At 60.3% G+C, this 25,894-nt stretch carries 26 protein-coding genes; all 26 read right to left on the reverse strand.

Annotated features, from left to right (window positions below; translation table 11 throughout):
- Nucleotides 1-16: 16 nt before the first annotated feature.
- Nucleotides 17-388 (reverse strand): chemotaxis response regulator CheY, encoded by a 372-nt coding sequence (locus ACQ4OB_RS21235; RefSeq protein WP_008072643.1) that lies wholly within the window; start codon nt 386-388, stop codon nt 17-19.
- A 167-nt stretch (nt 389-555) separates the two neighbouring features.
- Complete coding sequence (fliA, locus tag ACQ4OB_RS21240; RefSeq protein WP_074874576.1) at nt 556-1,296, reverse strand: RNA polymerase sigma factor FliA; 741 nt, start codon at nt 1,294-1,296, stop codon at nt 556-558.
- Nucleotides 1,293-2,123 (reverse strand): flagellar synthesis regulator FleN, encoded by an 831-nt coding sequence (gene fleN / locus ACQ4OB_RS21245; RefSeq protein ID WP_008001746.1) that lies wholly within the window; start codon nt 2,121-2,123, stop codon nt 1,293-1,295. The genes fliA and fleN overlap by 4 nt, the downstream gene beginning before the upstream one ends.
- A gap of 114 nt (nt 2,124-2,237) precedes the next feature.
- Nucleotides 2,238-3,566: a flagellar biosynthesis protein FlhF gene (gene flhF, locus ACQ4OB_RS21250; RefSeq protein ID WP_074874574.1), complete on the reverse strand. Its 1,329-nt coding sequence runs from the start codon at nt 3,564-3,566 to the stop codon at nt 2,238-2,240.
- Nucleotides 3,567-3,577: 11 nt separating this feature from the next.
- Nucleotides 3,578-5,707, reverse strand: a complete 2,130-nt coding sequence (flhA, locus tag ACQ4OB_RS21255; protein ID WP_074874572.1) for a flagellar biosynthesis protein FlhA — start codon at nt 5,705-5,707, stop codon at nt 3,578-3,580.
- 266 nt (nt 5,708-5,973) lie between these two features.
- Nucleotides 5,974-7,113 carry a flagellar biosynthesis protein FlhB gene (gene flhB, locus ACQ4OB_RS21260; RefSeq protein WP_102615893.1) on the reverse strand — a complete coding sequence of 380 codons (1,140 nt, stop codon included), beginning with the start codon at nt 7,111-7,113 and terminating at the stop codon, nt 5,974-5,976.
- A gap of 3 nt (nt 7,114-7,116) precedes the next feature.
- Entirely contained in the window at nt 7,117-7,899 is a 783-nt protein-coding gene (gene fliR / locus ACQ4OB_RS21265; RefSeq protein WP_074874568.1) for a flagellar biosynthetic protein FliR, read from the reverse strand.
- 3 nt (nt 7,900-7,902) lie between these two features.
- Nucleotides 7,903-8,172 (reverse strand): flagellar biosynthesis protein FliQ, encoded by a 270-nt coding sequence (fliQ, locus tag ACQ4OB_RS21270; protein WP_007948918.1) that lies wholly within the window; start codon nt 8,170-8,172, stop codon nt 7,903-7,905.
- Nucleotides 8,169-8,927: a flagellar type III secretion system pore protein FliP gene (gene fliP, locus ACQ4OB_RS21275; protein WP_074874566.1), complete on the reverse strand. Its 759-nt coding sequence runs from the start codon at nt 8,925-8,927 to the stop codon at nt 8,169-8,171. Before fliP ends, fliQ begins: the two co-directional genes overlap by 4 nt.
- The gene (gene fliO, locus ACQ4OB_RS21280; RefSeq protein WP_074874564.1) at nt 8,927-9,385 is read right to left on the reverse strand and encodes a flagellar biosynthetic protein FliO; all 459 of its coding nucleotides are present in this window, start codon (nt 9,383-9,385) and stop codon (nt 8,927-8,929) included. Before fliO ends, fliP begins: the two co-directional genes overlap by 1 nt.
- A complete protein-coding gene (fliN, locus tag ACQ4OB_RS21285) occupies nt 9,386-9,844 on the reverse strand; it encodes a flagellar motor switch protein FliN (RefSeq protein WP_074880538.1) in 459 nt (152 codons plus the stop codon).
- 72 nt (nt 9,845-9,916) lie between these two features.
- Nucleotides 9,917-10,885: a flagellar motor switch protein FliM gene (fliM, locus tag ACQ4OB_RS21290; protein ID WP_008151077.1), complete on the reverse strand. Its 969-nt coding sequence runs from the start codon at nt 10,883-10,885 to the stop codon at nt 9,917-9,919.
- A gap of 9 nt (nt 10,886-10,894) precedes the next feature.
- Nucleotides 10,895-11,395 carry a flagellar basal body-associated protein FliL gene (fliL, locus tag ACQ4OB_RS21295; protein WP_074874562.1) on the reverse strand — a complete coding sequence of 167 codons (501 nt, stop codon included), beginning with the start codon at nt 11,393-11,395 and terminating at the stop codon, nt 10,895-10,897.
- A gap of 229 nt (nt 11,396-11,624) precedes the next feature.
- Nucleotides 11,625-12,980: a flagellar hook-length control protein FliK gene (locus ACQ4OB_RS21300; protein ID WP_430956388.1), complete on the reverse strand. Its 1,356-nt coding sequence runs from the start codon at nt 12,978-12,980 to the stop codon at nt 11,625-11,627.
- 83 nt (nt 12,981-13,063) lie between these two features.
- Nucleotides 13,064-13,432: an Hpt domain-containing protein gene (locus ACQ4OB_RS21305; RefSeq protein ID WP_074874558.1), complete on the reverse strand. Its 369-nt coding sequence runs from the start codon at nt 13,430-13,432 to the stop codon at nt 13,064-13,066.
- 30 nt (nt 13,433-13,462) lie between these two features.
- Nucleotides 13,463-15,169 carry an ATP-binding SpoIIE family protein phosphatase gene (locus ACQ4OB_RS21310; RefSeq protein WP_430956389.1) on the reverse strand — a complete coding sequence of 569 codons (1,707 nt, stop codon included), beginning with the start codon at nt 15,167-15,169 and terminating at the stop codon, nt 13,463-13,465.
- 5 nt (nt 15,170-15,174) lie between these two features.
- Entirely contained in the window at nt 15,175-15,474 is a 300-nt protein-coding gene (locus ACQ4OB_RS21315) for an STAS domain-containing protein (protein ID WP_074874554.1), read from the reverse strand.
- Between the two features lie 193 nt (nt 15,475-15,667).
- Nucleotides 15,668-16,117, reverse strand: a complete 450-nt coding sequence (gene fliJ / locus ACQ4OB_RS21320) for a flagellar export protein FliJ (RefSeq protein WP_430956390.1) — start codon at nt 16,115-16,117, stop codon at nt 15,668-15,670.
- Nucleotides 16,118-16,123: 6 nt separating this feature from the next.
- A complete protein-coding gene (fliI, locus tag ACQ4OB_RS21325; protein ID WP_074874549.1) occupies nt 16,124-17,482 on the reverse strand; it encodes a flagellar protein export ATPase FliI in 1,359 nt (452 codons plus the stop codon).
- Nucleotides 17,472-18,272: a flagellar assembly protein FliH gene (gene fliH, locus ACQ4OB_RS21330; protein ID WP_430956391.1), complete on the reverse strand. Its 801-nt coding sequence runs from the start codon at nt 18,270-18,272 to the stop codon at nt 17,472-17,474. The genes fliI and fliH overlap by 11 nt, the downstream gene beginning before the upstream one ends.
- A 7-nt stretch (nt 18,273-18,279) precedes the next feature.
- Complete coding sequence (fliG, locus tag ACQ4OB_RS21335) at nt 18,280-19,299, reverse strand: flagellar motor switch protein FliG (protein ID WP_007894195.1); 1,020 nt, start codon at nt 19,297-19,299, stop codon at nt 18,280-18,282.
- Nucleotides 19,292-21,076, reverse strand: coding sequence for a flagellar basal-body MS-ring/collar protein FliF (gene fliF, locus ACQ4OB_RS21340; RefSeq protein ID WP_430956392.1), 1,785 nt, complete (start codon nt 21,074-21,076; stop codon nt 19,292-19,294). Before fliF ends, fliG begins: the two co-directional genes overlap by 8 nt.
- Before the next feature lie 14 nt (nt 21,077-21,090).
- The gene (fliE, locus tag ACQ4OB_RS21345) at nt 21,091-21,420 is read right to left on the reverse strand and encodes a flagellar hook-basal body complex protein FliE (protein ID WP_074874543.1); all 330 of its coding nucleotides are present in this window, start codon (nt 21,418-21,420) and stop codon (nt 21,091-21,093) included.
- A gap of 271 nt (nt 21,421-21,691) precedes the next feature.
- On the reverse strand, nt 21,692-23,077 hold the full coding sequence (locus ACQ4OB_RS21350) for a sigma-54-dependent transcriptional regulator (protein ID WP_430956393.1): 1,386 nt from the start codon (nt 23,075-23,077) through the stop codon (nt 21,692-21,694).
- Nucleotides 23,078-23,082: 5 nt separating this feature from the next.
- Nucleotides 23,083-24,288, reverse strand: a complete 1,206-nt coding sequence (locus ACQ4OB_RS21355) for a sensor histidine kinase (RefSeq protein ID WP_430956394.1) — start codon at nt 24,286-24,288, stop codon at nt 23,083-23,085.
- Between the two features lie 128 nt (nt 24,289-24,416).
- The gene (locus tag ACQ4OB_RS21360; RefSeq protein WP_074874537.1) at nt 24,417-25,892 is read right to left on the reverse strand and encodes a sigma-54 dependent transcriptional regulator; all 1,476 of its coding nucleotides are present in this window, start codon (nt 25,890-25,892) and stop codon (nt 24,417-24,419) included.
- Nucleotides 25,893-25,894 lie beyond the last annotated feature (2 nt).

Below are 25,894 nucleotides of genomic sequence, written 5' to 3' on the forward strand. Positions count from 1 at the left end.
CCCGTGGCGAAGTGGATCAACCGATGCGTTCGAAAATCTTTTCGATTTTGTCTTTCAACGCCTGGGCCGTGAAGGGTTTGACCACATAGCCGTTAACACCGGCCTGGGCCGCTTCGATGATCTGCTCGCGCTTGGCTTCAGCGGTGACCATCAGCACTGGCAGGTGCTTGAGCTTTTCATCCGCGCGTACGTGACGCAGCAGATCGATGCCGGTCATGCCAGGCATGTTCCAGTCCGTTACCAGAAAGTCGATGCTGCCGCTGTTGAGGACCGGGATCGCAGTGATGCCATCGTCAGCCTCGACCGTGTTGGTGAACCCAAGGTCACGCAACAGGTTTTTTATGATCCGCCGCATCGTTGAGAAGTCATCAACGATGAGGATTTTCATGTTCTTGTCCAATTCGACCTCCAAGCAGTCTTAAACGCGCCCAGCACCTGGACACGCCATTTCAATCAATCCGGCAATGCACTCGATGACTGTCTGGAGCACAACAGATCGTGACCGGCAAGGTTCAACACCCCACCAGCCGCGTTCGCAGTGCCCCCACACTGCCTTCAGCGCGCTCGCCACTCCCCCAAACGCCCCCGCAAACGGGCCGCGCACTGGCTATGTAACTGGCTGACCCGCGATTCGCTGACCCCCAGGACCTCACCGATTTCCTTGAGGTTCAGCTCTTCGTCGTAGTACAGCGCCAACACCAGTCGCTCACGCTCCGGCAAATTGGCAATCGCGTCCGCCAGCGCCGCCTGGAAGCGTTCATCTTCCAGATCGCGTGACGGCTCCAGATGTGCACTCGCGCCATCCTCGTGCAGCCCTTCGTGTTCGCCGTCCTGCAACAGATCGTCGAAACTGAATAACCGGCTACCCAGGGTGTCGTTCAAAATCCCGTAATAATCGTCGAGACTCAATTGGAGTTCGGCCGCAACTTCGTGATCTTTAGCGTCACGGCCGGTTTTAGCTTCAATCGAGCGAATGGCGTCGCTGACCATCCGGGTATTGCGGTGGACCGAACGTGGCGCCCAGTCCCCCTTGCGTACTTCGTCGAGCATCGCGCCGCGGATTCGAATGCCCGCGTACGTCTCGAAACTCGCGCCTTTGCTGGCGTCGTATTTGGTCGACACTTCAAGCAGGCCGATCATCCCGGCCTGGATCAGGTCTTCGACCTGGACACTGGCCGGCAGACGCGCCAGCAAGTGGTAGGCAATGCGTTTAACCAGTGGCGCGTAACGCTCGATCAGCTCGTACTGCGCGTCACGTGCCGACTTCTTGTAAAGGTTGTAGCCACCGGCTGTCATAGCACAGGTCCTGCGGTCTGTTGCACGAGGCGCTCGACGAAAAACTCCAGGTGCCCACGCGGGTTGGCAGGCAGCGGCCAGGTATCGACCTTCTGGGCAATGGCCTTGAACGCCAGTGAGCACTTGGACCGCGGGAAGGCTTCGTAGACGGCGCGCTGCTTCTGCACAGCCTTGCGCACGCTTTCGTCGTAAGGCACCGCGCCGACGTATTGTAAGGCGACGTCAAGGAAGCGATCCGTGACCTTGGTCAACTTGGCGAACAGGTTGCGCCCTTCCTGCGGGCTCTGGGCCATGTTGGCCAGAACGCGGAAGCGGTTCATGCCGTAATCGCGGTTCAGCAGTTTGATCAGTGCGTAAGCATCGGTAATCGAGGTCGGTTCGTCGCAGACCACCAGCAAGACTTCTTGCGCTGCGCGGACGAAACTGACGACCGAGTCACCAATGCCCGCCGCGGTGTCGATCACCAGCACGTCGAGGTTGTCGCCGATATCGCTGAACGCCTGGATCAGGCCGGCGTGCTGGGCCGGGCTCAAATGAACCATGCTCTGTGTGCCGGACGCGGCCGGAACGATGCGGATGCCGCCAGGGCCCTGCAACAGTACGTCGCGCAGCTCGCAGCGGCCTTCGATCACGTCGGCCAACGTACGTTTGGGTGTCAGCCCCAGCAGGACGTCGACGTTCGCCAGCCCCAGATCGGCGTCCAACAGCATGACGCGCCGACCGAGCTCAGCTAGAGCCAGGGACAAGTTCACTGACACGTTAGTCTTCCCGACGCCACCTTTGCCGCCGGTCACCGCGATCACCTGTACGGGATGCATGCTGCCCATGAATTTCTTTACCTTGTCTTACTTAGACGGAGGCCACATTACTGGCTGCGCGTTCATTAACTGAACAATGCATGGCAGGCCATCGATGTAGGTACAAAAACTGTCATTAGTACCTCAGCCCACCTGCTTGGTCGGGCTGTGGTAAATATCAGCGAACATGTCAGCCATGGCTTCTTCGCTGGGTTCTTCTTGCATTTGCACGCTTACGGCGCGACTGACCAACTGATGACGACGCGGCAGATGCAAATCATCCGGGATCCGCGGGCCATCGGTCAGGTAGGCCACCGGCAATTCATGACTGATGGCCAGGCTCAACACCTCGCCCAGACTTGCCGTTTCATCCAGTTTAGTCAGGATGCAGCCAGCGAGCCCACAACGCTTGTAACTGTGATAAGCGGCCGTTAGAACCTGTTTTTGGCTGGTGGTTGCCAAAACCAGATAATTTTTCGATTTGATGCCACGACCGGCCAGGCTTTCGAGCTGCATGCGCAGTGCCGGATCGCTGGCCTGAAGGCCCGCGGTATCGATCAGCACCACGCGTTTGCGCAGCAAGGGCTCCAGCGCCTGTACCAGTGACTGCCCCGGATCGACGTGAGTCACCGACACATTGAGGATCCGGCCCAACGTCTTGAGTTGTTCCTGAGCACCAATACGGAAACTGTCCATGCTGACCAGCGCGATGTTCTGCGCGCCGTACTTGAGCACGTAACGGGCCGCGAGCTTGGCCAGGGTGGTGGTCTTGCCCATGCCGGCAGGACCGACCATGGCAATCACGCCGCCCTCCTCCAGAGGCTCGACTTCCGGTGTGGCGATCATCCGCGCCAGGTGTGCCAGCAACATGCGCCAGGCCTGACGAGGTTCTTCAATATCGGTAATCAGCGCCAGCAAATCGCGCGACAACGGGCCGGACAGGCCGATGCGTTGCAGGCGACGCCAAAGATTGGCCTGGGCCGGACGGCTGCCTTGCAGCTGATTCCAGGCCAGGGAGCCGAGTTGCACTTCCATCAGTTCGCGCAGGCTGTTGAGCTCGAAACGCATCGAGTCGAAGGCCCGTGGGTCGACGCCACCAGAGGCTGGTGCCGCAACCGGTGCAGGACGATGGGGTTCGGTGTACGTCGGTTCGATCAGCGGCTCGGCGGCGGTCAGTGGCAGGCCGGCGAACAATTGGCGATTGGTGGACTTGTCGCTCTCGCCATCGCTGCGCAGGCTCAGTTCGGCCTGGGCGGTGACGATCCGCGATTGGGTCTTGCGCAGCTCGTCTTCGAGTTCCATGTTCGGAACGCGCGGGGCCAGCGCCGACAACTTGTAATCCAGGGCAGCCGTCAGCTCGACACCACCGGCGATCCGGCGGTTGCCAATGATGGCGGCATCAGCGCCCAGCTCATCACGAACCAGTTTCATGGCCTGACGCATATCGGCGGCGAAAAAACGCTTAACTTGCATAAACCACTACCTCAGCCGTTGGGCCCTACTGTCGCAACGATGGTCACTTGCTTGTTGTCAGGTATTTCCTGGTAAGCCAACACATGCAAACCCGGGACTGCCAATCGGCCGAATCGCGACAGCATCGCGCGAACCGGACCGGCGACCAGCAGAATCACCGGTTGACCTTGCATTTCCTGACGCTGCGCCGCGTCGATCAACGAACGTTGCAGTTTTTCAGCCATGCTTGGCTCCAGCAGAACACCCTCTTCCGAGCCTTGTCCTGCCTTCTGAAGACTATTGAGCAATATTTGTTCCAACCTTGGCTCCAGGGTGATCACTGGCAGCTCGGAGTCAGTGCCTACAATGCTTTGGACGATTGCACGGGATACGCCGACGCGCACCGCGGCCACCAGCGCGGCAGTATCTTGACTCTTGCTGGCGTTGTTGGCGATGGCCTCGGCAATGCTGCGGATATCGCGAACTGGCACCTGTTCGGCCAGCAACGCCTGCAATACTTTGAGCAGCTGCGACAGCGACACCACGCCCGGCACCAGTTCTTCAGCCAGTTTTGGCGAGCTTTTGGCCAGCAATTGCATGAGTTGCTGCACTTCTTCGTGACCGATCAACTCACTCGAATGCTTGTAGAGAATCTGGTTCAAGTGGGTTGCCACTACCGTACTGGCATCGACCACGGTGTAACCGAGGGATTGGGCCTGGGCACGCTGGCTGATTTCGATCCAGACCGCCTCCAGGCCGAAAGCCGGATCTTTGGCGGTAATGCCGTTGAGCGTGCCGTAGACCTGGCCCGGGTTGATCGCCAACTCGCGATCCGGGTAAATCTCCGCTTCGGCCAGGATCACCCCCATCAGGGTCAGGCGGTAGGCACTTGGCGCCAGGTCGAGGTTGTCACGGATATGCACGGTCGGCATCAGGAAGCCCAGATCCTGGGACAGCTTCTTGCGCACGCCCTTGATTCGCGCCAGCAATTGACCACCCTGATTACGGTCCACCAAGGGAATCAGTCGGTAGCCGACTTCCAGGCCGATCATGTCGATCGGCGTGACGTCATCCCAGCCAAGCTCCTTGGTTTCCTGAGCGCGAGCCGGCGATGGCAGCAATTCCTGCTGACGCTTGACCTCTTGCAGGGCCTGTACCTTGACCACGTTCTGCTTCTTCCAGAACAGGTACGCGCCGCCCGCCGCCAGGGCTGCCATGCTGAGAAAGGAAAAGTGCGGCATGCCCGGCACGAGGCCCATCACCGCCATCAAACCCGCCGCCACCGCCAACGCTTTGGGCGAGGCGAACATCTGGCGATTGATCTGCTTGCCCATGTCTTCCGAGCCGGAAGCACGGGTCACCATGATTGCCGCAGCTGTCGATAAAAGCAGTGATGGCAATTGCGCCACCAAACCGTCACCGATGGTCAACAAGGCGTACACCCGACCGGCATCGCCGAAGGTCATGCCGTGCTGGAAGATACCGACCGCCATGCCGCCGATCAGGTTGATGAACAGAATCAGCAGGCCGGCAATGGCGTCACCGCGAACGAACTTGCTGGCACCGTCCATGGAACCGTAGAACTCGGCTTCCTGGGCCACTTCCATCCGGCGCAGCTTGGCCTGGTTCTGGTCGATCAGACCGGCGTTCAAGTCGGCGTCGATCGCCATTTGTTTACCAGGCATCGCATCGAGGGTGAAACGCGCGCTCACCTCGGAAATCCGTCCGGCACCCTTGGTCACCACGACGAAGTTGATGATCATCAAAATCGCGAAGACGACGATACCGACCACGTAGTTACCGCCGATCACCACCTCGCCGAAGGCCTGGATCACCTTACCGGCGGCGGCATGGCCGTCCTGACCGTGGAGCATCACCACCCGCGTGGAGGCCACGTTGAGCGCCAGTCGCAACAGGGTCGCCACCAGCAGGATGGTCGGGAACACCGCGAAATCCAGCGGCCGCAACGCGTAAACACAGACCAGCAACACGACAATCGACAACGCGATGTTGAACGTGAAGAACACGTCCAGCAGGAACGGCGGCACCGGCAACATCATCATCGCCAGCATGACCAGCAGCAACAACGGCACACCCAGATTGCCTCGACTCAGGTCGGCAACGTTTGTGCGTGCAGTGTTGAATAACTGAGAGCGATCCACCGGTTTTCCCCGTTCCTTTAAAGCAAACTTTTTGACGCCTGAAGCGGGCGCAGAGCGGCTACTGCAAGAAGCCTTCCAACTTTTGCAGAGGCGGGGAATAGAGGGGTTTATCAAGGAATTTGCAGTGCCTGGTCCGGCCGCTCAACGCCTGTAGCAGCTGTCGAGCCTGCGAGGCTGCGTCCGAGGACGAAGTCCTCGCCAGAGTTTCACGGCTGCTGCGCAGCCTCGCAGCCTCGCAGGCTCGACAGCTGCTACACGCGCCTCTCTCAGGTGTCGCGCCGCAGGTCGGGCGGAATCGGCAGGTCGCCCTTCAGCGGATCCGGGCGCTTACCCTTGCCGGCGCGGTGCTGGCGGATCTGGTAGACGTAAGCGAGCACCTGGGCGACAGCAAGGTAGAGCCCGCCAGGGATTTCCTGATCAAGCTCGGTGGAGTGGTAGATCGAACGCGCCAGTGCCGGCGACTCAAGCAGCAGCACTTCGTTGGCCACCGCGATTTCACGGATTTTCAAAGCCAGGAAGTCGCTGCCCTTGGCAATCAGCATCGGCGCCCCACCCTTGTCCGGGTCGTACTTGAGCGCTACGGCGTAGTGGGTCGGGTTGGTGATGACCACATCGGCGTCGGGGATCGCCGCCATCATCCGGCGCTGGGACATTTCGCGCTGCAACTGGCGAATACGCTGCTTAACCTCCGGTCGCCCTTCGGCTTCTTTATGCTCGTCACGCACTTCCTGCTTGGTCATCAGCAGTTTCTTGTGGCTTTCCCAAAGCTGCACCGGCACGTCCACTGCAGCGATGACGATCAGCCCGCAGGACATCCACAAGGTACTCCAGCCCACCACCTGCAGGCAGTGAATGACGGCCAGCTCCAACGGCTCGTGAGCGATGCGTATCAGGTCATCGATGTCTGACTTCAACACAAGCAGGGCCACAGCCAGAATGATCAAAAACTTCGCAAATGCCTTGAGCAGCTCCGCCACCGCCTTGAACGAAAACATTCGTTTGAGGCCGGCGGCAGGGTTCATCCGACTGAATTTCGGTGCCAGGGACCCCGCTGCGAATAGCCATCCACCCAGGGAGATCGGCCCGATCAACGCTGCCAACACCAGGGTGATCATGATCGGCTGAATCGCCAGCAAGGCTGTCAGCCCTGAATTCAACAGGTAAGTGCTCATGGAGCGCTGATCAAGAATGACTTCACGGGACAGGGAGAAATTCTGCCGCATCAGCTCCATCAATTCTTGCGCCAGCGCCCCGCCGAAAATCAGCAGCGCGACGGATCCGGCAATCATGATCGCAAGGGTGTTGAGTTCTTTCGAACGCGCGATCTCGCCCTTCTCGCGAGAATCCTTCTTGCGTTTCTCGGTGGGGTCTTCTGTTTTGTCCTGACCGCTTTCGCTCTCAGCCATGACTCAGCGCGCCCGTGCCAGTTCGCGTAACAACTGCAAGGCCTCGGAGGCCAGCGGTTGATACTGATTGATAATGTCCGCCAGCCCGACCCAGACGATGAACAGCCCGAGCACCAGTGTCAGCGGGAAGCCGATAGAAAAGATGTTCAACTGCGGCGCAGCCCGGGTCATCACGCCAAAGGCGATGTTGACCACCAGCAACGCGGTGATTGCCGGCAACACCAGCAACAGCGCAGCACCGAGGACCCAGCCGAGCTTGCCGGCCAGTTCCCAGAAATGATTGACCATCAACCCGCTACCGACCGGCAACGTAGTAAAGCTTTCGGTAAGGACTTCGAACACCACCAGGTGGCCGTTCATGGACAGGAACAACAGCGTCACCAGCATGGTGAAGAACTGCCCGATCACCGCCACCGAGACACCGTTGGTGGGATCGACCATCGAAGCGAAACCCATACCCATCTGAATGGAGACGATCTGCCCGGCGACCACAAAGGCCTGGAAGAACAGTTGCAAGGAGAATCCCAGCACGGCACCGACGAGGATCTGCTCGGCAATCAGCAGCAAACCGCTCAAGTCCAGCGCATTGACCGGCGGCATCGGCGGCAGGCCGGGAGCGATCACCAATGTAATCGCCAAGGCGAAATATAGGCGCACTCGCGTAGGCACCAGGGTCGTGCCGAAAACCGGCATGACCATCAGCAAGGCGCCGATACGAAACAGCGGCAGCATGAACGTCGCCACCCAGGTACTGATCTGGGTATCGGTCAGCTGGAGCAGCGACATGGTTTAACCGATGACCTGAGGAATACTGCCGTACAACTGCAGGATGTATTCCATGAAGGTCTGCACCAGCCACGGACCGGCGACGATCAACGTCACCAGCATCACCAGCAGACGCGGCAGGAAGCTCAGGGTCTGTTCGTTGATCTGGGTCGCGGCCTGGAACATCGCCACCAACAGGCCCACAAGCAAACTCGGAATCACCAGCACGGCAACCATCATGGTGGTCAGCCACAGCGCTTCCCGGAAGATGTCTACCGCAACTTCTGGCGTCATGGCGATACACCGCCGAAGCTGCTCGCCAGGGTGCCGATGATCAATGCCCAGCCATCCACCAGCACGAACAGCATGATCTTGAATGGCAGGGAAATGATCAGCGGCGAGAGCATCATCATACCCATCGCCATCAGCACACTGGCCACGACCAGGTCGATGATCAGGAACGGAATGAAGATCATGAAACCGATCTGGAACGCGGTTTTCAGTTCGGACGTGACAAACGCCGGAACCAGAATCGTCAGCGGCGCCTGATCCGGCGACGCGATATCAGTGCGTTTGGACAAGCGCATGAACAACTCCAGATCGCTGCTGCGAGTCTGGGCGAGCATGAAGTCCTTGATCGGCACCTGCGCCTTGGCCACGGCGTCTTGAGCGGTGAGTTTCTCCGCCAGATACGGCTGCAAGGCATCCTGATTAACCCGGTCGAATACCGGCGCCATGATGAACAGGGTCAGGAACAGCGCCATGCCCGTGAGGATCTGGTTCGACGGCGTCTGTTGCAGGCCCAGGGCCTGACGCAGGATCGAGAAGACGATGATGATCCGGGTGAAACTGGTCATCAGCATGACGAATGCCGGGATAAAACTCAGCGCGGTCATGATCAGCAGGATTTGCAGGCTGACCGAATACTCCTGAGCACCCTCGGCATTGGTACCCAGGGTAATCGCCGGGATCGACAACGGATCGGCGGCGAACGCCAGTGGCGCGGCCAGCATCAGCGCCAGCGTCAAGATGATGCGTAGCGCACCCATTACTTCTTATCCTTATGATCCTTGCCCATCAGCTCCATCAGGCGCTGGGCAAACTCGGGGGTCGCTTTCTCAGTAATGCCGGGCACTTGCACCGGCTCCTTGAGCACGTGCAACGCGGTGATGGTGCCGGGGCTCAAGCCAAGCAGAATCTGCTCGTTGCCGACCTGCACCAGCATCAGACGGTCACGCGGGCCGAGTGCGCGGGAACCGATCAGCTCGATCACCTGCCCTTTGCCGGCCGGTCCGGCCTGCTGGACCCGGCGCAGCAACCAGGCGAGGAAGAAGATCAACCCCAGCACCAGCAGCAAACCGAACACCAACTGCGTCAATTGCCCGGCCACACCGCTGCTGACCGCCGGTGCGGCGGCGCTGGCAGCCGTCGCCACCGGCTCGGCAGCCATAACGCTGAACGGCAAGGCCAGCGCCAACCCTGGCAACCCCCCCAGAACCTTTTTCACTCAGCGCAACTTCTTGATGCGTTCGCTTGGGCTGATCACGTCGGTCAGGCGGATGCCGAACTTCTCGTTGACCACCACTACTTCGCCGTGGGCGATGAGCGTGCCGTTGACCAGCACGTCCAGCGGCTCACCGGCCAGGCGATCGAGCTCGATCACCGACCCCTGGTTGAGTTGCAGCAGGTTGCGGATGTTGATATCGGTGCTGCCGACTTCCATGGAAATCGACACCGGGATATCGAGAATCACGTCCAGGTTCGGACCGTCGAGGGTAACCGGTTCGTGGTTTTTCGGCACGCTGCCGAACTCTTCCATCGGCAGACGGTTGGACGGCGAACTGGCGGCGTCGGCGGCCAGCAAGGCGTCGATGTCGTCCTGCCCGGCGTCGCCGGTTTCTTCCAGGGCCGCAGCCCATTCATCAGCCAGCGCCTGGTCGTCCTGGGTGTTTATATCGTTAGCCATCAATTTGTCCTCGGCGGGCATCCCTTCAATCAGGAGCCGTCAGTTAAAAGCACAGGGGGTTGGGAGCGCCGGTCAGCGGCGCTCGATCGGCTCGATCACTTGCAACGCGAGGTTGCCTTTGTGCGACCCCATCTTGACCTTGAACGCAGGCACGCCGTTGGCGCGCATGATCATCTCGTCCGGCATCTCGACCGGGATAATGTCGCCCGGCTGCATGTGCAGAATGTCCCGCAGGCGCAACTGGCGACGGGCAACCGTGGCACCGATCGGTACGTCAACGTCCAGCACGTCCTGACGCAAGGCGTTGACCCAGCGTTCGTCCTGATCGTCGAGGTCCGACTGGAAGCCGGCGTCGAGCATTTCGCGCACGGGTTCGATCATCGAGTAGGGCATGGTCACGTGCAGGTCGCCGCCACCGCCATCGAGTTCGATGTGGAACGTCGACACCACAATCGCTTCGCTCGGGCCGACGATGTTGGCCATGGCCGGGTTCACTTCCGAGTTGATGTACTCGAAGTTCACTTCCATGATCGCCTGCCAGGCTTCTTTCAAATCGACGAAGGCCTGTTCCAGCACCATGCGCACTACACGCAATTCGGTGGGGGTGAATTCACGCCCTTCGATCTTCGCGTGTCGGCCGTCGCCGCCGAAGAAGTTGTCCACCAGTTTGAACACCAGTTTGGCGTCGAGGATGAACAACGCAGTGCCGCGCAACGGTTTGATCTTGACCAGGTTGAGGCTGGTCGGCACGTACAGCGAGTGCACGTATTCGCCGAACTTCATCACCTGCACGCCACCGACGGCAACGTCCGCCGAGCGGCGCAGCATGTTGAACATGCTGATGCGGGTGTAACGGGCGAAACGTTCGTTGATCATTTCCAGGGTCGGCATGCGCCCACGGACGATGCGATCCTGACTGGTCAGGTCGTAGCTTTTGACGCTGCCGGGTTCAGCAGCGGTATCGGTCTGTACCAGACCATCGTCGACGCCATGCAACAGCGCATCGATCTCATCCTGGGACAGCAGGTCCTGCACGGCCATGTCGTGTTCCTACTGCAGTACGAAATTAGTGAAAAGCAACTGTTCGATGACCACTTTGCCGAGTTCTTTCTGCGCCACTTCCTGGACGCTGGCCGTGGCTTTCTGACGCAACATTTCCTGGCCGACCGGCGATGCCAGCGTGGCGAAATCCTGTCCCGAGAACAGCATGACCAGGTTATTGCGGATGACGGGCATGTGGACTTTGAGCGCGTCCAGATCGGCCTGATTGCGCCCCTGCATGGTGATGCTCACCTGCATGTAACGCTGACGACCGTTCTGGTTGTAATTGGCCACGAAGGCCGGAGCCATGGGCTCGAAAATCGCTGGCTGCTTGCCGACCGGGGCGGTTTCAGCCGCGTCGGCAGGTTTGCTCTGGGCGCTGTGCATGAAGAACCAGGTTGCTCCCACGGACAAACCGATCGCCAGCAGCAGGGCCACCACGATCACAATGATCAGCTTGAGTTTGCCTTTGGTTGCGGGGTCTTTTACTGCTGCTTCGCTCTTCGCCATGCCAATAATCCGTCACTATTCGGGTTTTCACAGTCGCACGGCAAGGCAAGAGCAAGTGTTATGCCAGAAGCGTCTGTAGGGAGATGGGTGACGGCAATCTGAAGCACACCACAAACCACTGTGGGAGCGAGCCTGCTCGCGATGGCGATGTAACAGTCAACGACGATGTTGAATGTTATGGCCTCATCGCGAGCAGGCTCGCTCCCACAGGGTTTGATGCCTGATTTGATCAGGCGTAGTAGTCGACGGCGCTAGAGCCGATGACGCTGGTGGTGCTGGCCGCTACTTCAGCAACGCTGGCCGGAGGTTCTTCATCCATGGAATCGAGACGACCACCGCTGGCGTTGGTGCGCCCACCCTGGCTTTGCCCCTGCTGAGCCTGTTCCTGGCCCTGCCAGCCACGGGACTGGTCGGACACGTTGACGTCGACCTGGCCCATGCCCTGTTGCGCAAACATGTCGCGCAAGCGATGCATCTGCCCGTCCAGCGCTTCACGGACGCTTGGATGGGCACTCATGAATGTCACTTGGGTCTGCTGATCCGGAACCATGTTCACCCGAATGTCCAGCCGCCCCAGCTCCGCTGGTTGCAACTGAATGTCGGCGGCCTTGAGATTGGCACTGGACAGGTACATGACCCGGTTCACGACTTCTTCGGTCCAGCCGCTCTGATGCATGGCGATCGGCTGGTTCACCGGCAATGCGTTGGCGGTTTTCGGCGTGGCCGCCTGGGTCAGTGCCGCCAGACGGTTGGCGAAATCGTCGACCCGGGTATCGCTACTGGCGGATTTCAGATCCTTGAGACCGTCATCGATAAGACCACTGAAGGCTTTGTCGCCGCCCTGGCCGGTGCTGTCCTTGTCGGCTTGCACATCGAGCATGCTCGCCATGCCGGCGGCGAAGTTCTGCGCCGAGGTCGACTCGCCGTCGGCCTGAGCCTGGGCCGAGGTCGGTGCCGCTGTTGGCTGGGCCTGACTCGCCGCCGAAATATGGCCGCCCTGCTCCATGGCCATGCGCACGGCGGGCAGTGCGTCGAGGGGATCGGCTTCGGGATCGAAATCGGTGTCAGTGCTTGCAACGACCGGAGTCGTTGCCGCCGTCACAGCCACCTCGACCTGCGGTGGCGGGGTGACCATAACGGGCGGAGCGACCGGTAGCGGCGTTGGCGCCGCAGGCTGTACGGCCTGCATCAACGCAGGATCCAGCGTCGGGTCAACGGGCGCGGCATCAGCGACCGGCGTTTGCACAGCCTCCGCCCCGTCATCGCTGGCGGCCTTGTCGTCAGCCTGCGCCGGTTTATCGGCGGGCAAGGATTTGCCGCTATCGGCAACCGCCGGTTCCGGGGCGGCAGACTTGTCGTTGCTGACGTCCTTTTTATCGGGGCTGTCCGGCGCTTTATCGTGTATCGGCCTGGCCGATCCATCACCCACCGCAGAGGGTTTGTTCCGGGCTTGATTGGCGTAGACCTGAGCGAAGCTGGATGCCTTGTCCCCAGGCTCAGCGGCCAGCGCCGGTGTTTTGGCGGAGGCGGCTTGAGTCTTGGCCTGCGCGGCGGCCTGAAGGAGCATATTGGGGGTAACGGGCATGGAACGGTCTCCGCTGCACTGGGATCGTAGGTACAGTTGACGGAGATTATTGCAAAGGTCGCGCCAGGTTTGAGTGACTGGCGCTAAAAGCGCCGAACGGTCTCATTGCCAGAGATCGAGCGCTGACGCTCTGCTTCATAGAGCGGCCGGACAAACGCAAATTCGTCATCAATTTCGTCTACCAGCTTTTCAATGCCGGCGAGGCTTTTTTGCTTGGCGCGCTGCTCCAGCTCATGGCACAACTCAGCCAGGTGAATAGCGCCCATGTTGCTGCTGCTGCCCTTGAAGCTGTGGGCGGCATTCATGAGTTGCGCGGCATCTTCAGCCTTGCGCAAGATGCGTAAACGCTCTTCGGAGTCGGCGAGAAAGGTATCCAGCAACATCGGATACTCATCCTCCATCACCTCTTGCAGCGCGTTCAGTATGTCGCGGTCCAGATGTGTGTCAGCCACTTGCTCACTCCTTGATCAAGAATGCGTGGATTATGCCAGAGCCTCCCAGAAAAACTCCACGCGGGCACTTCGGCCATCATCGGACCAACTCGCGTTGTGGCCCAGTTGACGGATAAGACTGACGCCACGTCCCGACAGACGGACACCGTCGACGGGGCGTTCCATTACTCGTGCGACATCGAAACCCTTGCCACTGTCTTCAACCCGAACAATCAGGCACCCGCCCTCGCCCTTGGGTGTTACCTGCAAATGCACCCGCACATAGCCGTCCTGCAACGCGTCCAGGCGTGTATTGCGTTGTTGATAATAGCGGGTGAAACCCGAGGCATCGCGCTTGAGACTTGAATCCAGCCCCAGCACCCCATGCTCCAGGGCATTGGAATACAGTTCGGCCAAAACACTGTAGAGCGCCCCGCTCTGAGCCCGCAGACCGTGGACCTCGAGCAGCAATTGCAGAAGAAACGGCAGCGGATTGAAGCGTTTGAGCGTGGCGGCGCGAAATTCGAAACTCACTGACCAGTCCAGCGGGCAGGACTGACCACTGTCGGAATACACCAGCGCCGGCGGGCTCAGTTGTGCCGCCTCCAGCAGACTGACCTCGACCATGCTCACGTCATCACGGGCCTCGCCGCGAAAGTCCCGCAACGCCTGCTCGATCTCTTCGAACAGCTCATCAGGCTGACGATTGGCCGCAAACACCTGCTGCAACCGCTCCACTCCAAACAGCTGTTCGTTGTCATCGCAGGTATCGATCACTCCGTCGGACAACAGGAAGACCCGATCCCCGACCGCCATCGGAAACACCTCGGTGCGGTCATCGAAGGAATGCGGGCTCAGCACGCCGAGCGGCAAATGCCGAGCCGCCAGCGGCGTTCGCTCGCCGCTGGCGATGCTGTGCAGGTAACCGTCCGGCATTCCGCCGTTCCAGACCTCCACCGAGCGGCGCTGAAAACTCAGGCACAGCATCGTTGCACAACAGAACATGTCCACCGGCAGGATGCGTTTGAGCTTGGCATTCATCTCGCGCAGGGTTTCGGACAGGCCGTAACCCTTGGCGGTCATGCCATAGAAAACTTCGGCCAAGGGCATGGCACCGACTGCGGCCGGCAAACCGTGACCGGTAAAATCGCCGAGCAGCACATGCATGTCGCCGGCCGGGGTGAACGCGGCCAACAGCAGATCGCCGTTGAACAACGCATAAGGCGATTGCAGGTAGCGAATATTCGGCGCACTCAGGCAGCCGGAGTGAGCCACCTTGTCGAACACGGCCTTGGCCACGCGCTGTTCGTTGAGCAGGTACTCGTGGTGCCTGGCGATCTGGTCACGCTGTTGCAACACCGTGGCCTGCAATCGTCGCAAGCGGTCCATCGCCTTGATCTTGGCGCCGAGGATCACCTGGTTGTAGGGCTTTGCCAGAAAGTCGTCACCCCCGGCCTCCAGACAGCGGGCCAGCGCTTCGCTTTCGGTCAGCGAGGTGAGGAAGATGATTGGCACCAGGGTTTCCCCGGCCAACTCCTTGATCTGCCGGGCCGCCTCAAAACCGTCCATCACCGGCATCATCGCGTCCATGAGCACCAGTTGCGGTCGTTGCTGGCGAAACGCTTCAACGGCTTCGGCACCGTTGGCGGCCGTCAGCACCTCATGCCCCTGGCGACGAACGATGGTCGACAGCAGCATGCGATCGGCCGCGCTGTCTTCGGCGATCAGGATCGTCAGCGGTTCGAACGGCGACTGCATGCCGTTCAACTGATGTCGAACAGTTTGTCGAAGTTGGAGATGGCGAGGATCTTCTTCACATCGGTACTACTGTTAACGACGCGAATATCGGAATTGTCGCCACCAGCGTGATCACGCAGCAAGAGCAACATGCCCAGCGCCGAACTGTCGAGGTAGGTCGCTTCTTTCAAGTCGACGACAACTGCGGAGAGTTTCTTGTCCTCATAGGACTCACGAAATTCCTGATGCTTGGCGAAATCGAATCGTCCCTTGACCGATATCGTCAGCTTTTGCCCATCTTTTGAGACTTCTGTAACGACTGACATTTAACGGCTTCCTTGTCATTGGTGAACGTACGTGTACAAGGTTTAGCACTTGGCAGGGATGGGGGCAAGGCTGGTAAGTGGCGCAATCCTGGAGGACGTCTTCGCGGGCGAGCGCAGGATCGGTGTTGTTCACGCTGCAAAACCCGCAGGAGCGAGGTTTGCCCGCGAAGAACGATGACGCGGTCCAGCTGATTCAATAGGGATCCTGACGCGGCAACCGCTGGGACAACTCATCCAGCAGCTTTTGCTCACGCCGGTCTTCCAGCCGCCGCGCCTCATCCATGTAGCGCAACACCAGTTTGCGCAAGCCTTCGACCCGGGCAAACGCCTGCTGCCAGGATTCCCGTGCCTTGTTCAGGTTGTTTTGATGCCATACCAGGCTTTGCCGCTGCTGGTCGATGGCGATCCCCAGTTGCGCCAGGAAGCCTTGATAACCCAGCAACCATTGGCCCGATACGCCACTGCTGCCGCGCACGATCCACTGCTCCTGGTAATCGAGACGAAAGGCTTCGAGGTCGGCGAGCTTGCTTTCGGCCAGACGGACCTGCCCCTGAAAGTGCCCCAGACGCAGGACCGCGGTTTTCTCGGCCTTTTCGGCCATTTCGACCACGGGGGCCAGGCGCGAGGCTCGGCTCTGGGCCATGACCGGTTAGCCGCCGGCCGCGGGAGCGAAAATCGTGCCCAGATAGGCTTCGCTTTCGCCCAGGCTGATGCTGTCGTTCAGGCCCTGGCGCAGGTATTTCACCAACTGCGGTTGCAGCGAGATCGCCAGGTCGGTTTCCCGATCGCCACCCGCGACGTAGGCGCCGACGCTGATCAGGTCTCGACTCTGCTGATAACGCGACCACAGCTGCTTGAAATACTGGGCGCGCATCATGTGTTCGGGCGTAACCACAGACGGCATGACCCGGCTGATCGACGCTTCGATATCGATGGCCGGGTAATGGCCTTCCTCGGCCAGGCGCCGGGACAGCACGATGTGCCCGTCGAGCACGCCTCGTGCGGCATCGGCAATCGGGTCCTGCTGGTCATCGCCTTCGGACAGTACGGTGTAGAACGCGGTGATTGAACCGCCGCCCTTCTCCGCGTTACCGGCCCGCTCCACCAGTTTCGGCAGTTTGGCGAACACCGATGGCGGATAGCCCTTGGTCGCTGGCGGCTCGCCAATGGCCAGGGCGATTTCTCGCTGGGCCTGGGCGAAACGGGTCAGCGAGTCCATCAGCAACAGGACGTTCTTGCCCTTGTCACGGAAATACTCGGCGATTCGCGTGCAGTACATCGCAGCGCGCAGGCGCATCAGCGGCGCATCGTCCGCCGGGGAGGCCACCACGACCGAACGCTTGAGGCCTTCTTCACCGAGGATGTGCTCGATGAATTCCTTGACTTCACGACCCCGCTCACCAATCAGCCCGACGACGATGATGTCGGCCTCGGTGAAACGGGTCATCATCCCCAGCAGGACACTCTTGCCCACGCCAGTACCGGCAAACAGGCCAAGACGCTGACCGCGACCGACCGTCAACAAACCGTTGATGCTGCGAATGCCCACGTCCAGCGGCTCGCTGATCGGTTCGCGCTTGAGCGGGTTGATGGTCGGGCCGTCCATCGGCACCCAGTCTTCGGCCTTCATCCCGCCCTTGCCGTCCAGCGCGCGACCGGCGCCATCGAGCACCCGCCCGAGCATGCTCATGCCCATTGGCAGACGGCCGGTATCGGCCAGAGGAACCACACGGGCACCGGGAGCGATGCCGGCAACGCTGCCGACCGGCATCAGAAACACCTTGCTGCCGGAAAAGCCCATGACTTCGGCTTCGACCTGCACCGGGTGATAACTGTCGTCGTTGATGACCATGCAGCGGCTGCCCATGGCGGCGCGCAAGCCCTCGGCTTCGAGGGTCAGGCCGACCATGCGCAGCAAGCGGCCTTCCAGGATCGGCGCGCCTGCAAGCTCCGTGGCCTCGGCGTAGCTGCCGAGGCGCTTGGCGAAGCTGGTGCGATCAAGACGCATCGGGAGCATCCGGTTCAGGTTCGACCGCTGGCTTGTCGCTGATCGGCAGTTCCAGGCTCAGATCCGGCTCGGCCGGGTGCAAGGCCTGTTCGTGCAACTGATCGAAGAGCTTGTCCATGACCCGCGCAACGCGGGTTTCGACCGTGGCATCGATGCGACTGTGTTCAGTCTCGACCCGGCAACCACCGGGCAACAATGCCTCGTCCTCGACGATGCGCCAGGTTTCTTCATGGCGTTCGCGCAAGGCTTTGACCTGTTCGAAATCTTGCGGATTGATGTACAGCCGCACATTGCCCACGCCCAGCGGCAAGAGCTTGAGGGCCTCGCGCATGACGTGTTCGATCTGCGTTGAGTCGATGGCCAGTTCACGCTGAATCACCTGTTTGGTGATGTGCTGCACCAGATCGACCAGGGACTTTTCGATCTGGGTGTCCTGCTCGGCGATAGGCTCGAACAAATGCCCCATCAGTTGCTCCAGAGCGGCAATCTTGGCAGCCAGGGCCACCTCGGCTTCCTGGCGGACCTTGAGCGTGGTGCTGTGAAAACCTTCTTTTTCGCCCGTGGCGAAGCCTTCGTTGTAGGCCTCCTGGCGAATGCTTTCGAGCTCTTCGAGGGTCAGTGGCTGGACTTCCTCCAGCGGCACTTCTTCCATTTCCGGCGGTTCGGGCTCAGGTTCCGGCTCGGGTTCCGGCACAAACGGGTCGAAGCTGGGCAGCGACCAGACGTCGAAACCACCGACGTCCTTGCCGCGGATCAGGTCGGTGTTGGACTCATCATGTTTGGACGACATAGTGACCTTAGATCATCTCTTCGCCGCCCTTCCCGCCGAGAACGATTTCTCCGGCTTCGGCCATACGGCGGGCAATGGTGAGGATTTCTTTCTGCGCGGTTTCCACGTCGCTGACGCGCACCGGGCCTTTGGCCTCGAGGTCGTCGCGCAACAGTTCGGCCGCCCGCTTGGACATGTTCTTGAAGATCTTCTCTTTGACGCCTTCGTCCGAACCCTTGAGGGCCAGCACCAGCACGTCGGAAGACACTTCGCGCAGCAACGCCTGGATACCGCGATCGTCTACATCGGACAGGTTGTTGAACACGAACATGAGGTCTTCGATCTGACCGGACAGGTCTTCGTCGACTTCGCGGATCGAGTCCATCAGCTGACCTTCGATCGAGCTGTCGAGGAAGTTCATGATATCCGCCGCACGCTTGATACCACCCAGGGTGGTGCGCGAAGCATTCGAGTTGCCGGAGAACTGCTTCTCGAGAATCTGGTTGAGTTCTTTCAGGGCTGCCGGTTGCACGGTGTTCAAGGAAGACACCCGCAGGATGATGTCCAACCGGACCTTATGGTCGAAGTTGCCCAGCACTTCACCGGCCTGATCCGGGTCGAGATATGCGACCACGATTGCCTGGATCTGCGGGTGCTCGTAACGGATCACGTCGGCGACGGCGCGCGGTTCCATCCACTTCAGGCTGTCGAGGCCACTGGTGTTGCCGCCCAGCAGGATGCGGTCGATCAGGCCGTTGGCCTTGTCTTCGCCCAGGGCCTGGGTGAGCATTTTGCGCACGTAGTCATCGGAGCCGACGCCGAGGCTGGTCTGGTCGCCGACGATGTCGACGAACTCGCTCATCACCTGCTCGACCTGCTCGCGGTGCACGTTACCCATTTGGGCCATGGCCACGCCCACACGCTGGACCTCTTTGGGCCCCATGTGGCGCAGCACTTGGGCAGCATCGGTGGAACCCAGGGACAGCAGCAGAATCGCGGCTTTGTCGACCTTGGTCAGTTTGGCGGCAACGGCTCGGTTATCACTCATCTGCGTTAATCCACTCTTTCACGACCTGGGCCACGCGACCCGGATCTTCTGCCACCAGACTCTTGATTGCGTTCAACTGTGCGTCATAGCCTTCGCTCGGGCTCGGCAGCAGAATGCTGGTCGGGCCACCGAGGCTGACGCGGTCGTTGGCCAGTTCGCCGTCCAGGCCGCCCATGCCACCCAACTCGACGTCGCTGCCGATGCCCAGCTGTTTGTCTTTGCCGCCGCCGGTGATGTTGTTGAGCACCGGACGCAGCACACCGAACACCAGCACCAGGATAAACAAGACTCCCAGCACTTGCTTGACGATGTCCCAGAACCAAGGCTGGGAGTAGAACGGAATTTCGGCAATCACTTCACCGCGCTCGGCGGAGAACGGCATGTTGATCACGCTGACGCTGTCGCCACGGCTGGCGTCGAAGCCGACGGCGTCCTGTACCAGACGTGTGAAGCGCGCCAATTCATCGGCGGTCCATGGTGCACGGGTGGTTTCACCGTTGGCCGCGTTGATCTTGACCTGGTCATCCACCACCACCGACACCGACAGGCGATTCAAACGGCCCTGCTGTTGTTTGGTATGGCTGATGGAACGGTCGAGTTCGAAGTTCTTGGTGGACTGCTGGCGCTTGTCCGCCGGGTACGGAGCCAGCATCGGCTGGCCGGTGGCCGGGTCCATGATTTGCTGACCGTTGGCATCCAGCAGTGGCTGGCCTGGCTGCACCATGCCGGCCGACGCGGTAGCGCCACCGGTGGTTTGCGGTGCGGAAGCCGGCGCGGGCGGCTGGTTGCTCAGGGCACCCGGCACACCTTGCGGGCCATTGCTGGCGGTACGTTGTTCGTTGACCGACTGCTCGCTGCGCAACGCCGGTTGATCCGGGTTGAATTGCTCAGAGGTCGACTCGACAGCGCTGAAATCCACATCGGCCGAGACTTCGGCTTTATAGCGATCGTTGCCCAGCACCGGTTGCAGAATGTTATGCACGCGCTGAGTCAGCATGCTTTCCATGCGGCGGCTGTAATCGAATTGCTTGCCGGCCATGGTCAGCTCGGAATTTTCCGCCTGATCCGACAGCAGGTTGCCTTTCTGGTCGACAACCGTGATCTGGGATTTGCTGAGTTCGGGAACGCTGGTGGCTACCAGGTTGATGATCGCCAGTACCTGGCCAGGCTCCAGCGAGCGGCCGGAGTACAGTTCCACCAGAATCGAAGCGCTCGGCTTGCGCTCGTCACGCACGAACACCGAACTTTTCGGAATCGCCAGGTGCACGCGGGCACCCTTGACGTTGTTCAGGCTGGAGATGGTGCGAGCCAGTTCGCCTTCGAGGCCGCGACGATAACGGGTCGCTTCCATGAACTGGCTGGTGCCCAGGCCCTGGTCCTTGTCGAGGATTTCAAAACCGATGTTGCCATCGCTGGGAGTGACACCAGCGCCCGCGAGTTTGATTCGCGCACGGGACAGGTCATCGGCCTTGACCAGCAAGGCACCGGAGTTCGGTTCAACGGTATAGGGAATGTCGGCTGCGGCCAGGGTATCCATGACCTGTTTGGCGTCCATACCGGCAAGGCTGCCGTACAGAGGCCGGTAATCCGGCTGCTGGGACCACAACACCACGGCAAAGCCAATCGCCACGCTCGCAGCCAGGCCGACCAACAGGCCCACCTGACGCAACATGGTCATCTCGGAGAGGTTTTCCAGGAAGGACAACCCGAACAGCGGCGGCTTGCCGTCTATTGGAGTGGCCTTGGCCGGAACATTATCGGCGGCTGCTTCTGCCATGACTCAAATCGTCCTTAAACCGGCATCTGCATGATGTCTTGGTATGCCTGAACCAGCTTGTTGCGTACTTGGGTCAACGCTTGAAAAGACACACTGGCCTTCTGCGAGGAGATCATCACGTCCGTCAGGTCGACGCCGCTCTTGCCGATCTCAAAGGCACTGGCCAACTGACTGGACGCCTGTTGGGTGTCGTTCACTTTATTGACGGCCTGACCGAGCATGTCGGAAAAGCTGCTGCCACTCATTTGAGGAACAGCGGCAGTCGATTTCGACGCAGACATGGCATCCATTTGCATGGACCGCATGTCCAACATCAATCGATTAAATTCAATACCTTGGCTCATGGTCTACTCTCTCTGGCGACCCGCAATTTTTTGACACTCACTCGGCGGGTAGTGAGGTGTTAGCAACAAGGGTGCCAGCTCCGCGGCTGCTCCAAACAAAAGCCCAGACTTTTCAAGTCGTCATGCAATCTGTAGCAGCTGGCGAAGCCTGCGTCCGGCTGCGCAGCAGTCGTAAACCTGAACACGCGGTCTTTCTGAAACACCGCGCGGGATGATTTCACGACTGCTGCGCAGCCGGACGCAGGCTTCGCCAGCTGCTACCCAAATCGGATCAGGTGGCGAACAGGTACGCTTCCACGTCCATTCCGGCGTCGCGCATTTGCGCCAGCTTGTAGCGCAGGGTGCGCGGGCTGATGCCCAAGCGCTCGGCGGCCTCTTTGCGGCGGCCGCGCTCAGCGCGCAAGGTGTCGATGATCATCTGGAATTCACGGCGCCGCAGGTCATCGCCGAGGGCGCCCGCCGATTCGGCGTCGACTTCGACTGCGCGCACAGGCATGGGCGCCAATGTCGGCAACGGCGCGCACGCCACAGGCCCGGCCAGACAGAAATCCTCAGGCTGAATCAATCCGCCCTGCTGCAGGATTAGCGCCCGCTGAATCGCGTTGTCCAGCTCACGCACATTCCCCGGCCATGGATAACCGATCAGGCACGCCTCGGCCTCGGGCGACAGCTTTGCCGCGGCATGCTTCATTTTATTGACGTACTTGGCCAGAAGGCGCTCGGCCAATGGCAGGATGTCGGCGGTTCGTTCACGCAACGGACGCCAGGCCAGTGGGAAAACCGACAGGCGATAGTAAAGGTCTTCCCGAAAACGCCCCGCAGCCACTTCACCGGCCAGGTCTCGGTTGGTGGTGGCGACCACTCGAATGTCCAGCGTGATCGGCTTACGTGCGCCGACTCGTTCGACTTCGCGCTCCTGCAATACCCGCAGCAACTTGGCCTGCAGACCCAGGGGCATTTCGGAGATTTCATCGAGCAGGATCGTGCCGCCATCCGCCTGCTCGAACTTGCCGGCCTGCGCTGCGATGGCGCCAGTGAACGAACCCTTTTCGTGACCGAACAAGGTGGCTTCGAGCATGTTGTCCGGGATCGCTGCACAGTTGATCGCAATGAACGGCTGACTGGCGCGGCGAGAGTGCTGATGGATGTAACGCGCCAGCACTTCCTTGCCGGTCCCGGACTCACCGGAAATCAACACCGTGGAATCACTGCGCGCCACCCGTGCGGCCAATTCCAGCAATTGCGCACTGGCCGGCTCGAACGCTACAGGCCCCTCGCCCTCGGTCGCACCGAGACAGCCCAGCGCATGTCGCGCCACCAGATCGAGCAAGGCTTTGGGCTCGAATGGCTTGACCAGGTAATCCGCTGCGCCCTGACGCATCGCATCGACCGCCCGCTCGACAGCACCGTGAGCGGTCATCAGCAACACCGGCAGCTGCGGCTGACGAGTGCGCAGCAATCCGAGCAGTTGATGGCCGTCCATGCCCGGCATGTTGACGTCGCTCAGCACCAGGTTGAACGCCTCGGCACCAACCGCTACCAGCGCCTCTTCCGCCGAGCCGACAGCTTTGAAATCGTGACCGGCGAGCAACAGCGTATCGGCCAGTGCTTCGCGTAGCGCGCGGTCATCCTCGACCAGTAAAACCTTGATTGCCATGTCCTTCACTCCGCGCCCTGAGCGCTGGGCTTTTCACCCGAAAAAAGTGGCAGGATCACCTGCGCACACGTGCCGCGACCGAGCCGCGAGTGCAGCTGCAATTGTCCTTGATGAGCGCGCGTCACTGCCTTGACCACGGTCAGGCCGAGGCCGGTTCCGGTGGTTTTAGTGGTAAAGAAGGGTTCACCCAGACGCGCCAGCACCTTCGTATCGATGCCACTACCGCTATCGCTGACGGCGACACGCAGGTTGTTGTCACGGGTATAGAAATGGACTTTCAAACGCACATCGCCGGCGCTGGCCTGGATGGCGTTCTCGATCAGGTTCAGGATCGCCCCGACCAGCGTGTCGCGATTGCACAGCAACTCGCCCGAATGACTGTCGCATTGCCAGCGAATCGGCAGATCCTGGACATGGGTCAATGCGGCCGCCTGTAGCGACTGCATCAGCATATTAGGCGTGACGCGATCGGTCAGCGGTAGCTCGCCGCGTGCAAACACCAGCATGTCGCGAACTTGATGTTCCAGTTCGTGCAAGCGCTCTTTCAGGCGCCCGGCAAAACGTTGCTGGGTCTCGACCGGCAACGCCTGCTCAGTCAGATGACTGGCGTAGAGCAAGGCGGCGGACAAGGGAGTACGAATCTGATGAGCCAAGGACGCGACCATGCGACCGAGCGACGACAGACGTTCGTGGCGGGCCAGCTGATCTTGCAGATGACGGGTTTCAGTCAAGTCGTTGAGCAACACCAACTGCCCGGGCTCGGCATCCAGCGAGCGAGTGGAGATCGACAAACGCCGACCGTCCTTGAGCGAGATTTCGTGACCGTCGTCTTCACGGGGCGCAAAGCAGCGGGCAATGACATGACGCCACAGTTCGCCTTCAAGGGGCAGACCGAGCAGCTCGCAGGCAGCGGGGTTGGCTTCGCGCACGATGCCCTGGGCGTCGATGACAATGACGCCACCGGGCAACAGATCGAGGAGGTTTTGCAGGCGATTGGCCAGGCGTTCTTTTTCCGCCAGCTCCTGCATGCGCTGGGCACTGACCACCGCCAGCTCACCCTTGAGCTCGGTGACCCGGGCTTCGAGCATGCTGTAGGAATCGGTCAATTGGCTCGACATCTGGCTGAACAGTGAAAACGCCTGCTCAAGGCCAAGCCGGCTCGCCTGCTCTACGGACGACGGTTGTCCCGAAGCGTCTGGGACAGGAGACATCTGGGCGGCTTGGGGCATCGGGCTCTCTCGCTTGGCTGACCGTCAGTTAAACGGAACGTTGCGAGGGATGTAGCAATACCCGTGCCTAAAAAAAACCGCCTATAAATGAAGGACTTGAAAAACAGGCGTCAATCATCCGCCTGCTCATCACCGTCACGACGGCTCATACCGTACTTGCGCATCTTTTCCACCAGTGTGGTGCGACGAATACGCAGTCGCTCTGCCGCGCGCGCCACGATGCCATTGGCATCATCCAGCGCCTGCTGAATCAGCCCTTGTTCCAGACCACCGAGGTAGTCCTTCAGGTCCAGACCTTCCGGCGGCAGCATGGCGCCTGCAGAGAAGTCCGGAGTATGACCGTTGATGGCCACGCGCTCTTCAAGATCGCTGCGAAAGCTGTCGACCAGTTGCTCATCTTCGTCGTCGACATAGCGGAATTTCTTCGGCAACTCGACCACGCCGATCACCCCATACGGATGCATGATCGCCATGCGCTCCACCAGGTTGGCGAGTTCTCGGACGTTGCCCGGCCAGCCGTGACGGCACAGCGACATGATCGCTGCCGAGTTGAAACGGATCGAACCACGCTTCTCGTGCTCCATGCGCGAGATCAACTCGTTCATCAGCAGCGGAATGTCTTCGACACGCTCGCGCAGAGGCGCCATTTCGATCGGGAACACGTTCAGGCGGTAGTACAAGTCTTCGCGGAAGCTGCCGACCTCGATCATGCTTTCGAGATTCTTGTGGGTTGCCGCGATGATCCTCACATCGACGCTCTGGGTCTTGTTGCTGCCCACGCGCTCGAAGGTGCGCTCCTGCAATACGCGCAGCAACTTGACCTGCATCGGCAGCGGCATGTCGCCGATTTCATCGAGGAACAGCGTGCCGCCATTGGCCAGCTCAAAACGCCCGGCGCGGCTGGTGATTGCCCCGGTGAAGGCACCCTTCTCGTGGCCAAACAGTTCGCTTTCCAGCAATTCGGCCGGGATCGCCCCGCAGTTGACCGGCACGAACGGCGCGTCACGACGCTTGGAGTGATAGTGCAGGTTACGCGCGACCACTTCCTTGCCGGTCCCGGACTCACCGAGGATCAGCACACTGGCGTCGGTGTCGGCGACTTGCTGCATCATCTGACGGACGTGTTGAATCGCCCGACTGGTGCCGACAAGACTGCGGAAAAGATTGGGCTCACGGTGACGGCCGCGCTCGCGGGCCTGGTCGTACATCTCGCGATAGACCTGGGCACGGTGCAGGGAGTCGAGCAATTTGCTGTAGCTGGGTGGCATTTCGAGGGTCGAAAGCACTCGGCGACGCTGGTCTTCAGGCAAGTCAACGGAAGAATTATCGCCCATTAACAAAACCGGAAGGAACTCATCCCAGGTTGAGAGTGTCTTTAGCAAGCCCACAAGTGCACCAGGAGCATTGACCGTCCCGATGAGGACACAGATTACTTCACGACTTGATGACAATGAGCCGACAGCCTGCTGCCAGTCATGGCTACCGCAGGGTAAATTTTCTTCGCCAAGAAAATTTAAAATCACCGCCAGGTCGCGGCGGCGGACGCTATCGTCATCAATCAGCAGAATTTTGGTTTCACGCCACATGC

The sequence above is a fragment of the Pseudomonas sp. ES4 genome, from assembly GCF_050586665.1.
Lineage (GTDB): Bacteria > Pseudomonadota > Gammaproteobacteria > Pseudomonadales > Pseudomonadaceae > Aquipseudomonas > Aquipseudomonas frederiksbergensis.